This window comes from Pseudoalteromonas denitrificans DSM 6059, assembly GCF_900112265.1.
Taxonomy (GTDB): domain Bacteria; phylum Pseudomonadota; class Gammaproteobacteria; order Enterobacterales; family Alteromonadaceae; genus Pseudoalteromonas; species Pseudoalteromonas denitrificans.
Genome location: NZ_FOLO01000043.1, coordinates 14,794 through 35,317, shown reverse-complemented (window position 1 = coordinate 35,317; position 20,524 = coordinate 14,794). Strand labels below are relative to the sequence as shown.

Here is a 20,524-nt window from a genome sequence, read left to right as displayed (position 1 = left end):
TATAATTAATGCTTTAGTATTATTAATTTACGAATAGGAGAGTATTAAATATATTTGTGTGATTTTTAACATATTTTGCTTTGTGGAACAAGTGATTGCTTTACTTTATTGCGAAAAATAAAATGATAGAGGAGCACGTAGAGGCTTATTTAAAATAAGCCTCTTAAAATTTAATTACCTTAATTCTATTGGAACCGCAAAAACAGTATTCTCTAATGCGCCGGGGTTTTCAACAACATCCGAGCCACCCCACTCTTTTAATTGCGCGATGACTTGCTTAACTAATATATCAGGGGCTGAAGCGCCCGCAGTAACACCGATTACCTCTATATTATTAAACCAATTCCTATCCATAGAGTCGGCATCATCAATCAAATAGGCTGTTGTGCCCAGTTTCTCTGAAACTTCTCTTAGCCTATTTGAATTTGAGCTATTTTTGGCACCTACTACTAACAATAGCTCTACTTTACTTGCCAAGTCTCTAACAGCATCCTGACGGTTTTGTGTTGCATAACAAATATCATCTTTACGAGGCCCATCTATTTGTGGAAATTTATCACGCAGTGCGTTAATTACATCGGCCGTATCATCTACTGATAAAGTTGTTTGACTACAGTACATCACGTTTTCTGGGTTTTTAATTTGTAGACTTGCCACATCCTCAACCGTTTGTACTAAATAAATACCGCCATCAGCATTATCATACTGACCCATAGTACCTTCAACTTCAATATGACCTTGATGACCAATCAAAACACACTCAATACCTTTTCTACTTGCTCGAGTGACTTCCATATGCACTTTTGTCACTAATGGGCAGGTTGCATCAAAAACTTTAAGCTCTCGTTTTTTAGCTTCTTTACGCACCGCTTGTGACACACCATGGGCACTAAATATCACTATGCTATCGTCAGGTATTTGACCTAATTCTTCTACAAAAATTGCACCGCGCTCTTTTAAACCATTCACGACAAATTTGTTATGAACAACCTCATGTCGTACATAAATAGGCGGCTTAAAGATATCTAATGCTCGCTCAACGATACTAATAGCACGATCAACACCTGCACAAAATCCTCTCGGATTTGCTAGCATGATTTTCATGAGCTTGAAACCTCAACATTATTTACTTCTATTATTTCCACATCAAATGTCAGTTGATGACCACTTAACGGATGATTAAAATCAACCGTAACTGAGTCGCCAGCTACTTCACGAATAATACCTGGCAATTCAGAACCATCTGGTTGTGTAAAAGCGATAATCGCGCCGATTGTTGCTGGAGTGTCTGCACCAAACTTAGCGCGATCAAGATGATAAATATTATCTGGATTAGGTTGACCAAATGCATCTTCTGGAGCAAGTTCGAATGACTTATTGTCACCCGCTTTAAGCCCTAATAAACACTTTTCAAAATTTGCAGTTAAACTACCATCACCAATAATTAGCTTTGCAGGTTTATTATGTACCTTACTCGAATCAGCTGCTGAACCATCAGGCAACTTGATCGAAAAGTGAAAAATAACTTCAGAGTTATTATTAATTACAGTTGTCATTATTCTGTACCTTCTTTCTTTTGCTCATTTACTGATTTAACTTTTTCTTCCAGAAATGCATCAATTAATAATAAACCTGCGCCTATGCATATGGCACTATCAGCAATATTAAATACGGGAAAGTCCCAAGTCTTATAATAAACATGTAAAAAATCTATAACATAGCCATAACTTAGTCTGTCGTACAAATTTCCCAGAGCTCCAGCTAAAACTAACGCATAAGCTGAACCTAGTATTTTATTATTTGCGGGTAATTTTTTTAACCACCACAATAATAAAGCACTGATGCTGATTGCAATAATACTAAAAAACCAACGTTGCCATCCGCCAGCATCGGTCAAAAAACTAAATGCAGCACCGTAATTATGTACGTAGGTAATGTTAAATACAGGTAAAAGCTCAATAGATTCATAGAGCTTCATTTGTGTGCTGATCATTATTTTAGAAACTTGATCTGCAATTAACAGTATCACGGTCAACCATAACCAAACTAAACCAGATTTTGCTTTAAACAATTTATTCTCCAATACTTATAAAACAAAGGGCGAATAAATTCGCCCTTAAAAACTATACTATATTATTCTAGGTAAGGCTTAAGCAAATTGACGTACTTCACCGTCACCATTAATATTTGTTACACAACGGCCACAAATATCATTATGTTCAGTATTAATACCAACATCATCAGTGTAATGCCAACAACGCTCACATTTAGTCCCATCAGTGGCCGTTACTTGAATAAATAAGTTTTCAATTTCAGTCGTAACAGTACCTTGAGGCTGTGATGTGACTACTTCGACATCTACATCTGATACAAGTAATACAAAACGTAGCTCTTCACCTAAAGCAATCAGTTTATCAGCAAGCTTTTGATCCGCTGAAATTATAACTTTAGCCTGTAATGTTGCACCTATCACTTCTTCTTTTCGTGAAGCTTCTAAAACACGGTTTACTTGGTCACGCACTGTTAAAATAGTTTGCCAATGATCGTTTAAATCTGATGACTCTGACTTAATTAATCCTTGATACCATTGCCCAGTGAATACATATTGCTCACGTTCACCTGGTAATTCCTGCCAAATTTCTTGTGCAGTAAAGCTCATAATTGGTGCCATCCAGCGAGTCATAGCTTCTGCAATATGGAACAGCACAGTTTGACATGAACGACGTGCGATACCTTCAGTTTTAGCTGTATATTGACGGTCTTTTATTACGTCTAGGTAAAATGCACCTAATTCAAGCGTACAGAAATTCATTAATTTTTGCGTTACAATTAACATTTGATATTCATCGTATGCATTAATGATTTCTTCTTGTAATACAGCCGCTCTATCTAAAATCCATTTGTCTAAATCAATTAAATCTTCGTATGCAACCATATCCTTTTTAGGATCAAAGCCTGCAAGGTTTGATAATAAGTAACGGCTGGTATTACGTATTCTACGATATCTATCTGCTGCACGATTAAATATTTCATCTGATACAGTCATCTCGGCTGTATAATCAGTTGATGCAACCCAAAGACGTAATATATCAGCTCCTAATTTGTTCATGATATCTTGTGGTGAAATCACATTGCCTAAAGATTTAGACATTTTGTGACCTTTTTCATCAACTGTAAAACCATGGGTTAGTACTTGGCGATACGGTGCATGGCCATTAATTGCAACTGATGTCATCATAGAAGACATAAACCAACCACGATGTTGGTCTGAGCCTTCAAGATATAAATCAGCTGGGCCGGTTAATTCTTCGCGAGCATCAACAACACATGCATGTGATACACCTGAATCAAACCATACATCTAATGTATCTAAAATTTTAACATAACGTTCACTATCAGCATCATTCAGTAACTCGTTTACTTCTAAATCGTACCAAGCCTGAATACCTTTTTCTTCAACTAACTTAGCAACTTGTTCAATCAAAGAAGCTGTATCAGGGTGAAGCGCACCGGTATCTTTATCTACAAATAAAGCGATTGGCACGCCCCAAGTACGTTGACGAGAAATACACCAATCCGGACGACCAGTAACCATATTAGCGATACGGTTTTCACCCCAGGCAGGTATCCATTGTGTTTTCTCTATTTCAGTTAATGTATCACCACGTAAATTGGCTTGATCCATGCTGATAAACCACTGTGGTGTTGCACGAAAGATTATAGGTGTTTTATGACGCCAACAATGTGGGTAGCTATGCTCTAAAGCTTGGTGGTGCATCAAAGTGTTTTTTTCTTTTAATGCTTCAATCACACTGGCATTAGCTTTGAATACATGTTGACCTGCAAACAATGGAGTATCTGGTAAATATACACCATTTGCCCCTACAGGGTTTGCAACTTCAAGACCGTACTCTTTACCAACAATGAAATCTTCTTGACCGTGTCCTGGCGCAGTATGAACAGCACCCGTGCCTGAGTCTGTTGTTACATGCTCACCTAATACAATTGGTACAGTGAAATCATAAATAGGGTGTTGTACTTTTAAATGCTCAAGCTCACTCCCTTTACAGTAACCTAATGCATGGAACTTATCGAAACCATAACGATCCATTGCATCTTTAACTAATTCAGAGCCTAAAACAAAACGGCGTTTACCATGCTCAGTTTCAACTTGTACTAAGCTATATTCAACATTTTCATGCAGTGCTACGGCACGATTAGCAGGTAAAGTCCAAGGTGTTGTTGTCCAGATAACAACATCAACACTGCCTTCGCCTTCATGGCCTTGCGCTAAATTGAATTTACTTACTAAAGCAGCCTCATCTATAAATCTAAAGCTTACATCTATCGCTGGTGATTGTTTATCTTGATATTCCACTTCCGCTTCAGCTAAAGCTGAACCACAATCAGTACACCAATGAACAGGCTTTGAACCTTTATGTAAATGACCTTTATCAATAATACGACCTAATACTCGAATCGCATTTGCTTCAAAATCAAAATTCATTGTCAAATACGGATTGTTCCAATCACCAAAAACACCTAAACGGATAAAGTCTGTTTTTTGCCCTTCAACTTGCTTTTTAGCATATTCACGGCATTTTTCACGAAATTGTGCAGCCGTTACTTTTTTGCCAGGTTTACCTACTTTCTTCTCAACTTGAAGTTCAATAGGCAAACCATGACAGTCCCAACCAGGAATATAAGGCGCATCAAAATCAGAAAGCGTTTTAGCTTTAATGATAATATCTTTAAGTATTTTATTAACTGAATGACCTAAGTGAATATTACCGTTTGCATATGGTGGTCCATCATGCAAAATAAAAGGTTTTTTACCTTTTTTAGCAGCACGGATCTTGCCATAAAGATCTTGCTCAACCCAATCTTTTAGCATTTTAGGCTCACGATTAGCCAAGTTACCACGCATAGGAAATGCTGTTTGTGGTAGATTCAGAGTATGCTTGTAGTCGCTCATTTAATTAACTTTCCGTATCTTAGATATTAGTCAAACCAAAACACTGCTTGGCAACTTTAACATCGGCATCAATTTGTGCGATAAGTTGCTCAAGCGTATCAAATTTTTGTTCATTTCGAAGCTTATTAATAAGCTCCACACTTATAAATGTTCCATATATATCTTGCTTAAAGTTGAATATGTGAACTTCAAGCAACATTTTCTGTCCGTTAAGAGTCGGCTTAGAACCTACATTTGCCACTCCATAAAATTCTTGTTCTGAAATTTTAACTTTTACTGCAAAAACACCATTTACTGGACTAACTTGTCTTTTTAATGCCACATTTGCTGTTGGAAAACCTAACTGTCTGCCTTGTTTACAACCGTGTATTACACGGCCTGAAATTTGATAAGCATGACCCAACATGTCATTAGCTTGTTCAATATCATTTGCTGCAAGTGCACTACGTATTGCAGTACTACTCACACGGCAATCTAATTTCCGAAAACTTCTTGTACTTTTCACAGCCATATTTAATTGGCCGCCGATTTCAACTAACATATTGAAATCACCTACACGCCCTTTACCAAACCTAAAGTCATCTCCAATTGTTAACGCTTTGACACCTAACTTATTAATTAGAATTTCACGAATAAAATAATCAGCGGTTAAATTTGCAAATTCATGATTGAAATTAATGCAAATCACGCGTTTTATTCCCAACTTTTTAAGTAAGATTAGCTTATCTCTTAAACGCGTAAGTCTGGGTGGTACTTTGCCTTTTGCAAATAACTCTTGTGGTTGTGGTTCAAATAACATTACGGTGCTCGGCAAGTCTCGTATTTTAGCATCATTTATTAAACCGTTTAATACAGCTTCATGTCCTAAATGTACGCCATCAAAGTTTCCAATTGTTAAAACACAATCACGATGTCGAGACCTGATATTGTGGATGCCTCTGATTAGCTCCATAAGTTAAATATGACCTACAAATTTGTTGTTAAAATACCAAAGCCGCGATTATAAACTTTTTTTATCAAAGGATACATTTTTTATTGTATTAACTCTTATACCTAATATAAAAAGTAAGAAAAAATAGGTAATAACAGCAATAAACAATAAACAAAATAAATAGAAAACCTGCAATGTAAGACTTGCATCATGCCACATTAATTGTTTTTCACACCAAAAAGTAACAAATGACATAGATAAACTAGAAAGTAAGCATTTTAGTGTAAAACCTATACTAAAACGTGAAAATTTATAAATGCCTTGCTTTGATAAAAAATAATACAATAAAAATGCATTGCAGGTCGCTGATAAAGATGTTGCTAAGGCCAAACCAATATAACCATAGAAATAGGCTAAAACAATGTTAAAACCCATATTGAGAATTAACGCCACAATACCAACTTTAACAGGTGTCTTAGTATCATGTCTGGCATAGAAACCAGGAGCTAACACTTTTATCAACATAAAACTGACTAATCCAAAGGCATATGCGGTCACACCAAATGCGACTTGAGATACATTGTCCACCTCACTATTAATGAATGCGCCATGACCAAATAAAACGGTAATAATTAATGGACTCAATACAATTAACCCCATGAATGCAGGTAATCCTAACCAAATTACAAATCTAACGCCCCAATCTAGTGTATTTTGAAAATCACTGCCTTTATCATTGATATGTAATTTAGACAAAGCTGGTAATATTACTGTCGCAATACCAATACCAAATAGCCCCAAAGGAAATTCAATTAAACGATCTGAATAATAAAGCCAAGCTATCGAACCTTTAATTAAAAATGTTGCGATAATAGAATCTAACAATAAATTAATTTGACTGACCGAAACACCAAATATTGCAGGAATCATAAGTTTACGAACTTTTTTTACATTCTCATCTTGCCAAGCCCATTTAGGTCTAGCTAACATTTTTGTACGGTATAAGAAAGGTAATTGAAATAATAACTGAACCACCCCGCCCACAAATACACCTAATGCCAGTGATAATGCCCCAAATTCAAACTTATCATGAAAATAAAGTGCGCAACTTATAATAGATACATTCAATAATACAGGTGTGAATGCCGCAGCAGCAAAACGATTATAAACATTAAGTACAGCACCAGACAGCGCAACTAAACTAATAAAAAATAAATAAGGGAAGGTAAACTTGAGCATTAAACTCAATAAAGCGTATCTATCATGCTCTACATTTGAATCAGAAGATACAAACCAACCTGCGCCAAATAAAGCAGCAATAATAGGTGAAGCTATCACACCCACTATAGTGACAATTAATAAGATTGTGCCCAAGGTACCAGCCGCATTGGCAACGAAATATCTTACCTTATCATCTCCATGTTTTTCTTTTACTTCAGCTAATACTGGTACAAAAGCTTGCGCAAACGCCCCTTCGGCAAAAAGTCGTCTTAAAAAGTTGGGTACTTTATTTGCTAATAAAAAAATATCTGCAGCCGACCCCGCACCTAACAAATGTGCAGTAACCGAATCTCTTACAAGACCTAAGATACGGGAAATGAAAGTCATACAACTAACTATCATTCCCGAACGAAATAATCCTTTTGCCACACAAAACCTTTTAGCATTAATTTTAGAGCGCATATTATGCCATAATAAGTATGCAAAGGTACTAGTCGATTCATATAAGCTTTGATATAATCTGCGGATTAACTGTTGTAATGGCCAACATATATAAACGTAGAGGAAATGAAATTTTCACTGTTTTTATCTTAATGTTCGTTAAACGAGCAGTTTTTACAAAAGGCCATTGACATTTTCAATAAAAAGAGGCATATTCCTCGGCCATAAATTCAAAGCTTTATTTTAGATTGTTAGGAGCAAACCTTGGCTAACATCAAGTCTGCAAAAAAACGCGCTTTAACTAGCGAAAAACGCCGTAAACACAATGCAAGTCGTCGTTCAATGATGCGTACTTTTTTCAAAAAAGTAATCGCTGCAATTGAAGCTGGTGACAAAGAAGCTGCAACTTTAGCATTTAATGCTGCTGTTCCAGTTCTAGACCGTTACGCAACTAAAGGTCTTATTCACAAAAACAAAGCGGCTCGCAACAAAAGCCGTTTATCAGCAAAAATCAAAGCACTTTAAGCGCTTTTTTTAGCTTTTTAAAAAACCGGCATTAGCCGGTTTTTTTATTTCTAAAATTTAATACTTGTACAAATTTATGGAAGTTCCAAGTCTGGGGCAAATTTTTTCAAGATCGCAGCGATCTTTTTAGGAGAAAATGGTTTCACAACAAACCCTTTAGCACCTTTATCAATTGCATCTTTTACATTTTCAACTGTAGAATGCGCTGATACCATAACCACATTTGTTTCAGGACTTATCGTATTGAGTTTTTCAATGATATCCTTACCATTTCCATCTGGTAACTCTATATCTAAAAATACAATTGAATAATCATTATCTTGGCATAACTGTAAACATTGTGAAGCCGTTGAAGCTTCATTGATATTATCAATCCCTAAATGCATCAGAGTTTGATGTAAAAAATTTCTCACCGTTCCGACGTCATCAACAATTAAAACCGAAAAGTTATCATTCATTTATTCATTCCACTGATTCTTGTTATACTCACAGTATACACTTAATACCATAATAATTACGGTAAAGCTTTTATAATTCTTAAGTAAATATAAACTATGTCAACAAAAATAAAACAGCAAAAACTTTTAAAACCTGAAGATTTTAATAAAAAAACAAAAAAAAGGTCGAAAGCGACAACAAAATCATATGAAAACACCAAAATACCGAATGCTCAACACATTGTAAAAGTCGAAAAAAAATCAAATAAAACATTACATTTAGTTATATTTTTACTACTTTTAGTCATTATTTATTTTGTATCACCTAAGCCTTCTCTTTTGACCTATGAAAAATCAGGGATCGTTAATCAAAGTATTTATTGGCCTGGATTTTATACTATTGAGCCTTTTATTTTAGACTCTAATTTAAAAGCAGATGCCAGTATAACCGCCAACCATTTATTTTTATGCCACAAAAACTTAAAAAAAATTCAATGCCAAAAATATAAAATTATTGATGAAAAAGGTGTTTTTTCAGTAATCCTGCACTATTACAATACATACCAAAAATAATTCATTAGATTTTATAATGCGAAACTGAAAAAAAACTCGTTTGAAGTTAATGCTCTATATTCTCATAATAGCCTTTTAAATCATTTAGAGGCAACTATGGAGCAAGTCTTAATTAGTAGTATAAATTTATTAGGAGTCATTTTATGCTTAGGGGTATTTTTTATAAAAAATGAATTCACACTAAAAGTTTCAGCTTTTTTAGGGATGGGAATACTATTTGCTGTAAATAGTTTTGAAAACTTACCGGCAGGAAATCTATCAAATATCAGTTTAGTACTTATAAATACTTTTTATATCTTTAAATTATTCACTTACCATATAGAGCAATAATATTTACTTCATTGCTCTATTTGAATAAAAATCGAATTACTCACAAAAATATATATTTTGTTCTACTTGCATAGCTGAAGCTTGATTAAACCAAGCTGAGACAGCTAAAACGACAACTGCAAATGCAATTGAACTCAAACTTATTCCTCGACTAGTTGACCTATTCATAATCACTCCAATTTTGTTTTTTTTATTATTAATTTTAGTAATTTATTTTGTCTTATTTTTAAACGAATTTAGTGTACTTAAACTCACTTCAATTAACAATATATTTACAGAATTAATTTGCAACTATTTTATTATTATATATTCAGCATCTTAATAGCTGTCACATAAACGAATTTAAGGCTTTTTATAAAAACCTGAAACATTAAAACCCTACAAAAATAAAGGTTAATATTCAAATTTATTATTCTATATCAACTTTTACTTTAGGATAGATTCCCGAAAAACATCCTTTGATCTAAATCAAAATATGAAAAATCTAAAGCTTAGATAATAGCGCTAATGAATTAAAACACTCATAACATCGGAGCAGAATTATGAGAAATGTAATAAAAAGTACATTAGTAGCAGCAAGCTTAATTGCAACACCTTTAGCACAAGCAGAGGTAAGTCTTGATAAGTTAAGTATTAACATTGGTGCAATTACAGTGAAGCCTGATAGTAGCACCTCTTATATTGATGGTACAAATAACACCTTAGGATTAAGCGTTGATTCTAATACTCAGCTAGGTATTACATTAGATTATGCAATCAATGATAATTGGGCTTTAGAGCTTATCGCCGCGACACCTTTTAGTCATGATATAGATGGTGAAGCAGGCCTAGACGGTGCAAGTTTGGGTTCAACAAAACATTTACCACCAACTTTATTAGCACAATACCATTTTGGCGGTTCTAATGCTGTATTTCGCCCATTTATAGGTGCGGGTATTAACTATACAATCTTCTTTGATGAGCAAGCTGGGCAAGACCTAAAAACAACACTAGGCACCAATGATGTTGAATTAAAACTTGATAATTCTTTAGGCTTAGCAGCTCAAGCAGGTTTTAACTATTCAGTAAATAATAAGTGGGCTGTTCATGCTGTAGCTACTTATATGGACATAGATAGCGATGCTGAAATTTTTGCAAATGGTACTAAGGCACTAACATCTACCGTTAACATTGATCCTGTCGTATTTATGTTAGGCATGAAGTACAAATTTTAGGGGCCTACATTTGAGCCTTGTTTAAAAGCCAGCCTGCTGGCTTTTAGTATATTTGAACAATAAAATTATCTCGCATCAATTTAAATATCGTTTATACTTTTCAAATAGTTATTGGAGAAATAAATGAATATATTTAAAAATGCTACTAATTATAGTCTCACAACACTCTTATGTATAACAGCAAGCTCGGCTTTTGCTGATTTTAATTTTAAAGGTGAGGGCACCCTTAGCTATCCAACAGGGATCACAAAACCTCTCAATTTCGGTTTTGCTTGGAATGAAAAAGAACAAAAGTTTACCATTGGAAAAAAATCCTATTCAATGGAGCAGGTACCTGATTCCTACTCAATAGCCTTAGCAATTAATAAGAATGAAAAAACAGTGTGGATACAAGAGTTTACTAAAGGTTTTTTTGAACAATTTGATTGGACAATAGGCGGTCATCGTATTCAACTAAAGAAAGAGCAATTCAAAAATAATGTATTAGGAAACTATGTACTTATTCTTGATGATAATCAGTATTTTTTTACTAGCCGAGCCGCCAGTTTAAATATTCATTTTAACAATTCAGGGATTAAATCCATTTCAATTGATGGCGTAACAAAAGATTTTGGTACTAAAAAGTAACAATTTTAATCTTAAAATTATATTAACTGCCCTATTTTTAATAAATACTCAAAGGAAGTATTTTATTCGCAATTCAGAAGCTAAAATAAAAAAACTTCAGAACATAATACGACTTGATTGTTAACAATTCTAGCTCATCCTCTTTGTTCTTTCACTAAGCTCTATCCTAAATAGCCTTATTACTGTTACAAGCCTCCAAATACTGTCATAGCAAGAAAAATCATATAAAAAAGGCGCATTAAGCGCCTTTTAAACTCGTTAATCATTTAGTGATTAATTCTGTTCTGATACTGCAACTTTTGCAGATACAACTTCAGCATCCGCTTTTAATGCATTAACAAAAACCAGGTAATTTTTATTAATTTGTTGTGTTGCAAAACTTTGTTTAACTTGAGCCTCAACCGGTACAGGCTCTGCTGTTGTTACTTTAGTAAGTGCAACAATTGCAACATCACCATTATTTAATGATACTAAGTCTGTAACAGCATCACTTTTTGGATGCGCTAATTTAAATATATTTTGCACTATTTGAGTTGACACAGTACGATCATCACGCTTGAGCCCTGCAACTTGCTTAAGTTCAATTTCTTCTTCTTTGGCGATATCGTTTAGCGAAATGCCAGTTTGTACTTTAGCATAAAGTGCATCTGATTTTTCTTTTGTTAACTCTGCGGCTTTTTCACTCACTAACCTTGTTTTTATTTGCTCAGATACATCCGAAATAGGTTTAGTTGCTGCAGGTTTGTGCTCTTTAATGCGAACAACAATAACATGCTCATCACCTAACTCAATTACTTCAGAGTTTACACCATCTTCAATCAGTTCGGCTGAAAACGCAGCTTTAACAACAGCAGGATTATTCACTGATACAGGCGCGTTATAACGATTAAATAACGCAGTTGTTTTAACTTCTTGATTAGTTGCACCTGCAGCATCTTCAAGAGAGTCAGCAACTTCAAATGCAAGTTCCGCAAGCTCTGTTTGCATGCCATAAAATAATTCAGACTTTGCATCTTTCTCTAAGTTAGCTTTTAGTTCATCCTTAACTTGTTCAATTGTTTTTACTTGCTCAGCTAATAAATCAGTTAGTTTAATAATATGGTAACCAAACTCAGATTTTACAACTTCTGATATATCGCCTTTGGCTGTAAGCGCGAAAGCAGCATCTTCAAAAGCAGGATCCATCATATCACGGTCAATCCAATCTAAATCACCGCCAACTTCACCACTAACAATATCATCAGATTCTGTTTTTGCGAGTAGCTCAAAGCCTTCTCCTGCATTTAATTTTGCTAATACTGCTTCAGCTTTAATTTTAGCAGCAGTATCATCTTCACTATTATCTATCAATATATGCGCGACACGACGCTTTTCAGGTTCAATATATTGTGCTTTATTTTCTTCATAAGCAGCGGCAATATCTTGCTCTGAAATTTCTTTTTCTAATTTTATCGTATCTGACGTTAGCTCTACATACTCAACTGATACTTGTTCTTGAGACATGAATTGTGCTTGATTAAGAGTATAATAATCTGAAATTTCAGATTCAGATACTTCAATACCTGCTTTCACTTTATCTGCAGAGATCAATAGATACTCAATATCTCGTAATTGTGCTTCTAGCTGTGTTGCTGATGCAACTTCACCTGTGAGCGCAAAATCAGTTCCCGCTACAGCAGCAACGAGCTGACTGCGTGTCATTTCTGTTCTTAAATAGTCACGAAATGCATCAGGTTGGAAATTCATTTGTCTGATCACTTGTATGTAACGGTCATTATTAAACTGACCAGCTACTTGGAAATAAGGCAGACCTCTAATTTCATCTTTAAGTGCTTTATCACTTACGCGTAATCCTAATTCATGCGCTAGTTGCGTTTGTAACTCTTGTTGTACTAAACGCTCAATAACATTTTCGCGAACACGTGCCATATAAGTTGGATCAGATGAAATTTGTGTAAAATACTCACCCATTTGGCGCTCCAACCTGCTACGTTCATTTTCATAAGCGCGAGAAAATGTTACTTGGCTAATTTTTTTTCCATTCACAACAGCAACTGATTGATCTGCGGGTTGACCTAAATAGCTACCAATACCTGCAAGGGCAAATGATAACATTACTAAACCAAGGACTATTTTGGCTACTACGCCTTGGGATCCTTCTCTAATTCTTTCTAACATTTTATTTTATCTCTTTATGTACCAAGTAAAATTACAAATCAGCATCAGTCAAATCATATGTCGTGGAAACCGATTGGTAATTCAACTTGAAAGTTTTATGTAAAAAAAGCGCATCTTACCAGATGCGCTTTTTTTGTTGAAGCTATAAACAAAGTAATCATCTATTTTAACTTCGGTCAATTAATATGACTTATGAATTCACTGCATCTTTAAGTGATTTACCAGCCTTAAATGCAGGTATGTTCGCTGCTGCGATTTCAATTGCAGCACCAGTTTGTGGATTACGACCAGTACGTGCAGCACGTTCACGAACAGAAAAAGTACCAAAGCCAACGAGTGCAACAGAATCACCTTCTTGTAGTGCACCTGTTACAGAATTAATGAAAGAGTCTAGTGCTCGTCCAGCCGCAGCTTTAGAAATGTCAGCTTTTGACGCTATTTGATCGATTAATTGAGATTTATTCACAACATCATCCCCTTATATTTTTTTATTATCAGCGAAAATTTAATATCGCTTACCTTGTTAATTTTGATGCAAGCTAGCCTGGCTCCTTATAGAACAAGGGCTGCGCTTAAAAACCAGAGCCTAACTTAGCATACCTTTTTAATTTGAAAAGCCCTTTACAGCACTTTTTTCAATTTTTTTAACATTTTTAATGATTTTCACTTAGAACCGACTGAAAAACTCTCAATTGGGTGTAACAAAGTCAACTCTAAGACCTCATCGATCCACTTAACAGGGTGAATAGATAAGCCTTCCAATACATTCTGAGGGATCTCTTTTAAGTCTCTTTCATTGTCGTGTGGGATAATAACGGTCTTAATACCACCTCGATGTGCCGCTAAAAGTTTTTCTTTTAAACCACCAATAGGAAGAACTTCACCACGTAAAGTGATTTCTCCTGTCATAGCAACATCAGAGCGAACTGGATTACCAGTTAAACTAGACACTAAAGCACATACCATAGCAGCACCTGCACTAGGTCCATCTTTAGGAGTCGCACCTTCTGGCACATGAACATGGATATCACGTTTGATATAAAAATCTTCATTAATACGTAACTTTTCACTACGGCTACGTACAACAGTCATCGCTGCTTGAATTGATTCTTGCATGACATCGCCAAGAGATCCCGTATGTGTCAATTTACCTTTACCTGGTACTGCCGCACATTCAATCGTTAATAAATCACCACCAACTTCAGTCCAGGCTAATCCTGTTACTTGACCAATTCTATCGTCACCTTCAGCCTTACCATAATCATGACGTTGAACACCTAAGTAGGTCTCTAAATTGTCTTGGTTAATAATCACTTTTTTAACTTTTTTATTCAGTAAAATTTCTTTTACAGCTTTTCGACATAATTTTGAAATCTCACGTTCTAAATTACGCACACCGGCTTCACGGGTGTAATAACGAATAATACCTATGATGGCACTATCTTCTATTTCTATTTCGCTTTCTTTTAAGCCATTACGCTTAATTTGTTTAACTAAAAGATGTTTAGTTGCAATGTTTAGCTTTTCGTCCTCGGTATAACCTGATAAACGAATAACTTCCATACGGTCTAATAATGGGCCAGGAATATTAAAACTGTTGGATGTTGCTACAAACATGACATCCGATAAATCATAATCCACTTCAAGGTAATGATCGTTAAAGCTGGTGTTTTGCTCTGGATCTAAAACTTCAAGTAATGCTGATGATGGATCACCTCGCATATCAGATGACATTTTATCAATTTCATCTAAAAGAAAAAGGGGGTTTTTCACACCAACTTTTGACATTTTTTGAATGATCTTACCTGGCATAGAACCTATATATGTACGCCTATGCCCACGAATTTCAGCTTCATCTCTAACTCCACCTAAAGCCATACGAACATATTGTCGGCCTGTTGAGCGTGCAATAGACTGACCTAATGATGTTTTACCTACACCTGGCGGTCCAACTAAGCATAAAATCGGACCTTTAAGTTTATTTGTACGCTGTTGAACAGCAAGGTATTCCATAATACGTTCTTTTACTTTTTCCAAACCATGATGGTCAGAATCCAGAATTTCTTGTGCTTTTGCTAAGTCTTTTTTAACTTTTGAACGCTTTTTCCAAGGCACACCTATCATCCAATCAATATATGATCGAACAACAGTCGCTTCAGCTGACATAGGCGACATCATTTTAAGCTTATTTAATTCAGCTTTTGTTTTGTCTGTAGCCTCTGTTGGCATTTGCGCTTCTTCAATCTTTTTAGCTAATGCTTCAAATTCATCTGGCGCATCATCTAATTCACCTAATTCTTTTTGAATGGCTTTCATTTGCTCATTCAAATAATATTCACGCTGACTTTTTTCCATTTGCTTTTTAACACGTGAACGAATCTTTTTCTCAACTTGAAGAAGGTCTATTTCTCCTTCCATTTGAGCCATTAAAAATTCTAAACGTTCGGTAACGCAAGCAAGTTCAAGTACCTTTTGTTTTTCGGCAACTTTCAGTGGCATATGCGCAGCCATAGTATCAGCTAGACGAGCAGCTTCATCTATACCAGATACCGATGTCAAAACTTCTGGTGGTATTTTTTTGTTCAGCTTTACATAGCCTTCAAACTGGCTAACAGCACTGCGTAAAAATACATCTTGTTCTTGTTCATCTATATCTTTAGAAACGATATATTGCGACTGAGCAATAAAAAACTCATCAGTTTGCGTGAACTCAGTTATTTTAGCGCGCTGAGTACCTTCAACTAAAACTTTGACTGTGCCATCAGGTAACTTAAGTAATTGCAAAATAGTTGCAATTGTTCCAACCTCATACACATCTTCTACTTCGGGTTCATCAATGGTTGCATCTTTTTGAGCAACTAAAAAGATTTGTTTATCATTTTCCATTGCCGCTTCTAAGCATTTTATTGACTTTTCACGGCCAACAAATAATGGGATCACCATATGCGGATAAACAACCACATCTCTCAGGGCTAGTACTGGAATTTCAACACAATCAGTTCGTTCAAGCGTCATTATTATTCTCTTGAGGCTGATAGCAATCACAAAAATTAATTATTTTTATTCATAATTATTGAGATTGGTATTATAAAAATAAGGGCATGAATTGAATATGGGGATAACTAAAGTAAAGATCAATCCTTTTATGCAAAAAGGAACCGAATGGTTCCTTTTTGATTATTTAATATACTGAAAAAACGATGTTTGATAAATTCTATTCTGAAACAGCTTTATCTGTTGGTGGATTTTCATACATTAAAATAGGGTCTGATTCTCCACTGATCACAGTTTCATCTATCACAACCTTGCTTACATTTTCCATGGAAGGCAATTCATACATGATATCAAGTAAAACAGCTTCAACAATTGAACGTAAACCTCGCGCTCCAGTCTTTCTTTCCATTGCTCTTTCAGCAATCGCAATTAAAGCATCTTCACGGAATTCAAGTTCAACATCTTCCATATTAAACAATGCACCGTATTGCTTTGTTAAAGCATTTTTAGGTTCATTTAAAATTTGGATCAAGGCATCTAAATCTAGTTCACCTAATGTCGCAACAACAGGTAAACGACCAATAAATTCAGGAATTAGACCAAACTTAATTAAATCTTCAGGTTGTACATCTTTTAAATTATCACTTAAGGATTTTGTCGAATCTGATGGTTTTACATCAACGCCAAAGCCTATACCTGTATTTTTGTGACCTCGCGCTTCAACAACTTTATCTAAGCCTGCAAACGCACCACCACAAATAAATAGGATTTTTGAAGTATCAACTTGCAAAAACTCTTGTTGGGGGTGTTTTCTGCCGCCTTGTGGAGGGACTGATGCAACTGTACCTTCAATTAATTTAAGTAAAGCCTGTTGAACACCTTCACCAGAAACGTCTCTGGTAATCGAAGGGTTATCTGATTTACGAGATATTTTATCGATCTCATCTACATAAACGATACCACGTTGCGCTTTTTCTACATCGTAATCACATTTTTGTAATAATTTCTGGATGATATTTTCAACATCTTCACCAACATAACCCGCTTCAGTCAAGGTTGTCGCATCTGCCATAGTAAATGGCACATCTAATAATTTAGCCAATGTTTCAGCCAAAAGTGTTTTACCGCTGCCTGTAGGACCAATAAGTAATATATTACTTTTACCTAACTCAACAGATGCAGCTGTTGTTGACTGGTTTTTTAAACGTTTATAGTGATTATATACAGCAACTGACAATACTTTTTTAGCATGCTCTTGACCAATAACATAGTCATCCAAGTGCGCACGTATTTCTTTTGGCACAGGTAATTTTTCAGATGCTATATGTTTAGGTGCGATATCTTGGACTTCTTCCCTGATAATATCGTTACAAAGTTCTACACACTCATCACAAACATAAACAGATGGTCCTGCTATTAGTTTGCGAACTTCATGCTGACTTTTACCACAGAAGGAACAGTATAAAAGTTTACTATTCTTATCGCCGTCATTATTGTCGGACATTAAGTTACCTCTTCTAAAGTGCGTTCCTAAATGTTTTTATACTAAAATATTAGTCAAAAAAGCTTAGCTTCGCACACTTATTAAGTTTTCGTTTATTACGTTTTAGTCTCGTTGCGTTAGTACAGCATCAACTATGCCATATTCTACCGCCTGCTCCGCATTCATAAAATTATCGCGGTCAGTATCTTTTGAAATCACATCAATTTCTTGTCCAGTATGATCTGCAAGTAAACGATTTAACTTCTCTTTAATAGACAATATCTCTTGAGCATGAATTGCAAAATCAGATGCCTGCCCCTGAAAACCACCTAAAGGTTGATGTATCATGACACGTGCGTTCGGTAAACAAAAACGCTTTCCTTTAGTGCCTCCTGAAAGCAAAAATGACCCCATGCTCGCAGCTTGACCAATACATAAAGTACTGATATCTGGTTTAATAAATTTCATCGTATCATATATAGCCATACCAGCAGTTACTGAACCACCTGGTGAATTGATATAAATGAAAATATCTTTTTCTGGGTTTTCTGATTCTAAAAATAATAATTGAGCAACAATTAAGTCAGCCATATTATCTTCAACTTGACCAGTAAGAAATATAACTCGCTCTTTTAGTAATCGAGAATATATATCATATGAGCGCTCTCCCTTAGGTGTCTGCTCAACAACCATAGGAACTAATGCGTCTGAAGGAGCCGTTATATTATTAAACATTAAATCAATTTCCTTATTCGCTTTTTTTATTAAGATAAAATTGTAGGGTTAAATGTAAAATGGCCCGAGTATCAAGTGATATAACACCGATACACGAGCCATTTAAACTTTAGCAGAGTTTTAAGTCAATGACTTTATGCTAAGGTAAATATTATTGAGCCGCTTGTGGGTTCATAATATCATCAAAAGCAGTATCAACATCTGAAATTTCAGCTTGAGAAAGAAGCGCTTCTACTGCTTGTTCTTCCATAGCAACATTTCGCATTTGCTGCATCATTTTCTCATCAGACTTGTAGTATTCAACAACTTCTGTTGGATCTTCATAAGCTGAAGCCATAGTTGCGATAAGTTCTTCAACTTTAGCATCATCAACTTTAATTTCATTTGATTTGATCACTTCGCCTAATAGCAGGCCAGTTTTAACACGTTTTTCAGCCTGCTCTTTGAAGAGTTCAGCTGGAAGTTCAGGCATGTTCTTAGCGTCGCCGCCAAAACGTTGTGCTGCTTGCTGACGTAGTGTTTCAACTTCTTGAGAAACTAATGCACTTGGTACGTCAACATCGTTAGTTGATAAAAGACCATCAATTACTTGCTCTTTTACTTTTGCTTTAACAGCTTGCTCAAGTTCGCGAGCCATGTTCTTTTTAACTTCAACTTTAAGTGCGTCAACACCACCTTCAGCAACACCAAATACAACAGCAAATTCATCGTTTAATTCTGGTAACTCTTGAACTTCAACTTTTTTAACTGTGATAGCAAATTCAGCATCTTTACCTTTAAGGTTTTCTGCATGATATTCTTCAGGGAAAGTTACAGAGGCAACTAACTCTTCGCCCGCTTTTTTACCTATGATATTATCTTCAAAACCTGGGATCATACGACCTTGACCAAGTTCTAGAGGGAAATCTTCAGATTTACCACCTTCAAACTCTTCACCGTCAACTTTACCGATAAAATCAATAGTAACACGTGCACTTTCAGATGCAGCTTCTTCAGATTCAGTCCAAGTCGCATGCTGTTTACGTAGCGTTTCTAGCATATTATCAAGATCACCCTCAGTTACTTTAACTGCAGGCTTCTCAATTTTAATTGTTTCTAAATCTTTTAGTGCAACTTCAGGATAAACTTCTAAAGTTGCAGCAAATTCTAAATCTTTACCTGATTCTAATGCTTTAGGTGCAAAAGTAGGTGCGCCAGCAGGATTTAATTTTTCAGCAACAACAGCATCGATGTAATGACGTTGCATAAGTTCACCTGCAACTTCTTGGTGCACTGCTGCGCCGTAACGTTTTTTAATTACAGAAGCTGGTACTTTACCTGGACGAAAACCATCAATACGTTGAGTTTTTGATAATTGTTGTAAGCGTTTATTTACTTCAGTATCTATGTTCTCAGCTGGAACAGTGATAGTTAAACGGCGCTCTAGGCCTTGAGTCGTCTCAACAGAAACTTGCATGATTTACCTCAATCTATATATTTTGGCGTTCAATACGCCTTCCTTTCAAACAGTAACAATTACTGCTCGATCGTCCGTAGACGTTTTTTTATTTAATATTAGTCGCGGCATTATAGCGTAAAAATTTAGATAGTCGAGTAGCCACAAGAGTTTTTTAACTAAGAGTGACATTTAAATGTATCGGTTGATACGTACTTCGAAGTAATAAAGTCAAAATAAAGAATAAAAATAGATAAACTGAATTATTTATTAAATGAACGCTTTTAATAAATTGATGACAAAATTGATGATAAGGATGATTTTAAATGAAGTGAAAAATATAATAAATGGTCGGCGATGCAGGATTTGAACCTGCGACCCCTTGGACCCAAACCAAGTGCGCTACCAAACTGCGCTAATCGCCG

The 20,524-nt window shown here is 35.4% G+C and carries 19 protein-coding genes and 1 tRNA gene; 5 read left to right on the top strand and 15 right to left on the bottom strand.

Translation table 11 applies throughout. The annotated features are described in order from the left end of the window. Positions 1 to 174: 174 nt before the first annotated feature. The 6 genes from ispH to murJ all read right to left on the bottom strand — a co-directional run bounded on the left by ispH (position 175) and on the right by murJ (position 7,514). On the bottom strand, positions 175 to 1,104 hold the full coding sequence (ispH, locus tag BM088_RS19740; protein ID WP_091988745.1) for a 4-hydroxy-3-methylbut-2-enyl diphosphate reductase: 930 nt from the start codon (positions 1,102 to 1,104) through the stop codon (positions 175 to 177). Beyond that, a complete protein-coding gene (fkpB, locus tag BM088_RS19735) occupies positions 1,101 to 1,556 on the bottom strand; it encodes an FKBP-type peptidyl-prolyl cis-trans isomerase (protein ID WP_091988742.1) in 456 nt (151 codons plus the stop codon). Before fkpB ends, ispH begins: the two co-directional genes overlap by 4 nt. Next, positions 1,556 to 2,071 carry a signal peptidase II gene (gene lspA / locus BM088_RS19730; RefSeq protein ID WP_177208108.1) on the bottom strand — a complete coding sequence of 172 codons (516 nt, stop codon included), beginning with the start codon at positions 2,069 to 2,071 and terminating at the stop codon, positions 1,556 to 1,558. Before lspA ends, fkpB begins: the two co-directional genes overlap by 1 nt. A 78-nt stretch (positions 2,072 to 2,149) precedes the next feature. Beyond that, entirely contained in the window at positions 2,150 to 4,975 is a 2,826-nt protein-coding gene (ileS, locus tag BM088_RS19725; RefSeq protein WP_091988736.1) for an isoleucine--tRNA ligase, read from the bottom strand. Between the two features lie 19 nt (positions 4,976 to 4,994). Then, positions 4,995 to 5,927 (bottom strand): bifunctional riboflavin kinase/FAD synthetase, encoded by a 933-nt coding sequence (gene ribF, locus BM088_RS19720; protein WP_091988733.1) that lies wholly within the window; start codon positions 5,925 to 5,927, stop codon positions 4,995 to 4,997. 48 nt (positions 5,928 to 5,975) lie between these two features. Next, on the bottom strand, positions 5,976 to 7,514 hold the full coding sequence (gene murJ / locus BM088_RS19715) for a murein biosynthesis integral membrane protein MurJ (RefSeq protein WP_425439326.1): 1,539 nt from the start codon (positions 7,512 to 7,514) through the stop codon (positions 5,976 to 5,978). Between the two features lie 318 nt (positions 7,515 to 7,832). Between murJ and rpsT the strand changes: the two genes are divergently transcribed. Next, positions 7,833 to 8,093 carry a 30S ribosomal protein S20 gene (rpsT, locus tag BM088_RS19710; RefSeq protein ID WP_091988729.1) on the top strand — a complete coding sequence of 87 codons (261 nt, stop codon included), beginning with the start codon at positions 7,833 to 7,835 and terminating at the stop codon, positions 8,091 to 8,093. Positions 8,094 to 8,167: 74 nt separating this feature from the next. Here rpsT and BM088_RS19705 read toward each other — a convergent pair whose 3' ends face one another. Further along, positions 8,168 to 8,551 (bottom strand): response regulator, encoded by a 384-nt coding sequence (locus tag BM088_RS19705; RefSeq protein ID WP_091988726.1) that lies wholly within the window; start codon positions 8,549 to 8,551, stop codon positions 8,168 to 8,170. A gap of 96 nt (positions 8,552 to 8,647) precedes the next feature. On the opposite strand from BM088_RS19705, the gene BM088_RS19700 reads away from it, so the two are divergent. After that, positions 8,648 to 9,103 (top strand): hypothetical protein, encoded by a 456-nt coding sequence (locus BM088_RS19700; RefSeq protein WP_091988723.1) that lies wholly within the window; start codon positions 8,648 to 8,650, stop codon positions 9,101 to 9,103. 96 nt (positions 9,104 to 9,199) lie between these two features. Then, the gene (locus tag BM088_RS19695) at positions 9,200 to 9,433 is read left to right on the top strand and encodes a hypothetical protein (RefSeq protein WP_091988720.1); all 234 of its coding nucleotides are present in this window, start codon (positions 9,200 to 9,202) and stop codon (positions 9,431 to 9,433) included. 36 nt (positions 9,434 to 9,469) lie between these two features. Here BM088_RS19695 and BM088_RS27940 read toward each other — a convergent pair whose 3' ends face one another. Beyond that, on the bottom strand, positions 9,470 to 9,601 hold the full coding sequence (locus tag BM088_RS27940; protein ID WP_281247180.1) for a hypothetical protein: 132 nt from the start codon (positions 9,599 to 9,601) through the stop codon (positions 9,470 to 9,472). Between the two features lie 374 nt (positions 9,602 to 9,975). Here BM088_RS27940 and BM088_RS19690 point away from each other — a divergent pair, with 374 nt between their 5' ends. Together BM088_RS19690 and BM088_RS19685 are read left to right on the top strand one after the other, a co-directional pair. Beyond that, positions 9,976 to 10,647 (top strand): OmpW/AlkL family protein, encoded by a 672-nt coding sequence (locus tag BM088_RS19690; protein WP_091988717.1) that lies wholly within the window; start codon positions 9,976 to 9,978, stop codon positions 10,645 to 10,647. Positions 10,648 to 10,770: 123 nt separating this feature from the next. After that, a complete protein-coding gene (locus BM088_RS19685; protein ID WP_091988714.1) occupies positions 10,771 to 11,274 on the top strand; it encodes a hypothetical protein in 504 nt (167 codons plus the stop codon). A gap of 273 nt (positions 11,275 to 11,547) precedes the next feature. On the opposite strand, the gene BM088_RS19680 is transcribed toward BM088_RS19685, so the two are convergent. The 7 genes from BM088_RS19680 to BM088_RS19650 form a co-directional block, all read right to left on the bottom strand. Next, positions 11,548 to 13,452 carry a SurA N-terminal domain-containing protein gene (locus BM088_RS19680; RefSeq protein WP_091988711.1) on the bottom strand — a complete coding sequence of 635 codons (1,905 nt, stop codon included), beginning with the start codon at positions 13,450 to 13,452 and terminating at the stop codon, positions 11,548 to 11,550. A 190-nt stretch (positions 13,453 to 13,642) separates the two neighbouring features. After that, the gene (hupB, locus tag BM088_RS19675; protein ID WP_091988708.1) at positions 13,643 to 13,918 is read right to left on the bottom strand and encodes a nucleoid-associated protein HU-beta; all 276 of its coding nucleotides are present in this window, start codon (positions 13,916 to 13,918) and stop codon (positions 13,643 to 13,645) included. A gap of 197 nt (positions 13,919 to 14,115) precedes the next feature. After that, positions 14,116 to 16,467: an endopeptidase La gene (gene lon, locus BM088_RS19670; protein WP_091988705.1), complete on the bottom strand. Its 2,352-nt coding sequence runs from the start codon at positions 16,465 to 16,467 to the stop codon at positions 14,116 to 14,118. A 199-nt stretch (positions 16,468 to 16,666) separates the two neighbouring features. Further along, positions 16,667 to 17,950 carry an ATP-dependent protease ATP-binding subunit ClpX gene (clpX, locus tag BM088_RS19665; RefSeq protein ID WP_091988702.1) on the bottom strand — a complete coding sequence of 428 codons (1,284 nt, stop codon included), beginning with the start codon at positions 17,948 to 17,950 and terminating at the stop codon, positions 16,667 to 16,669. Positions 17,951 to 18,052: 102 nt separating this feature from the next. Continuing rightward, positions 18,053 to 18,664, bottom strand: coding sequence for an ATP-dependent Clp endopeptidase proteolytic subunit ClpP (gene clpP, locus BM088_RS19660; protein ID WP_091988697.1), 612 nt, complete (start codon positions 18,662 to 18,664; stop codon positions 18,053 to 18,055). Positions 18,665 to 18,815: 151 nt separating this feature from the next. Next, positions 18,816 to 20,120 (bottom strand): trigger factor, encoded by a 1,305-nt coding sequence (gene tig, locus BM088_RS19655; RefSeq protein ID WP_091988694.1) that lies wholly within the window; start codon positions 20,118 to 20,120, stop codon positions 18,816 to 18,818. 327 nt (positions 20,121 to 20,447) lie between these two features. Then, positions 20,448 to 20,524 (bottom strand) — tRNA-Pro (locus BM088_RS19650).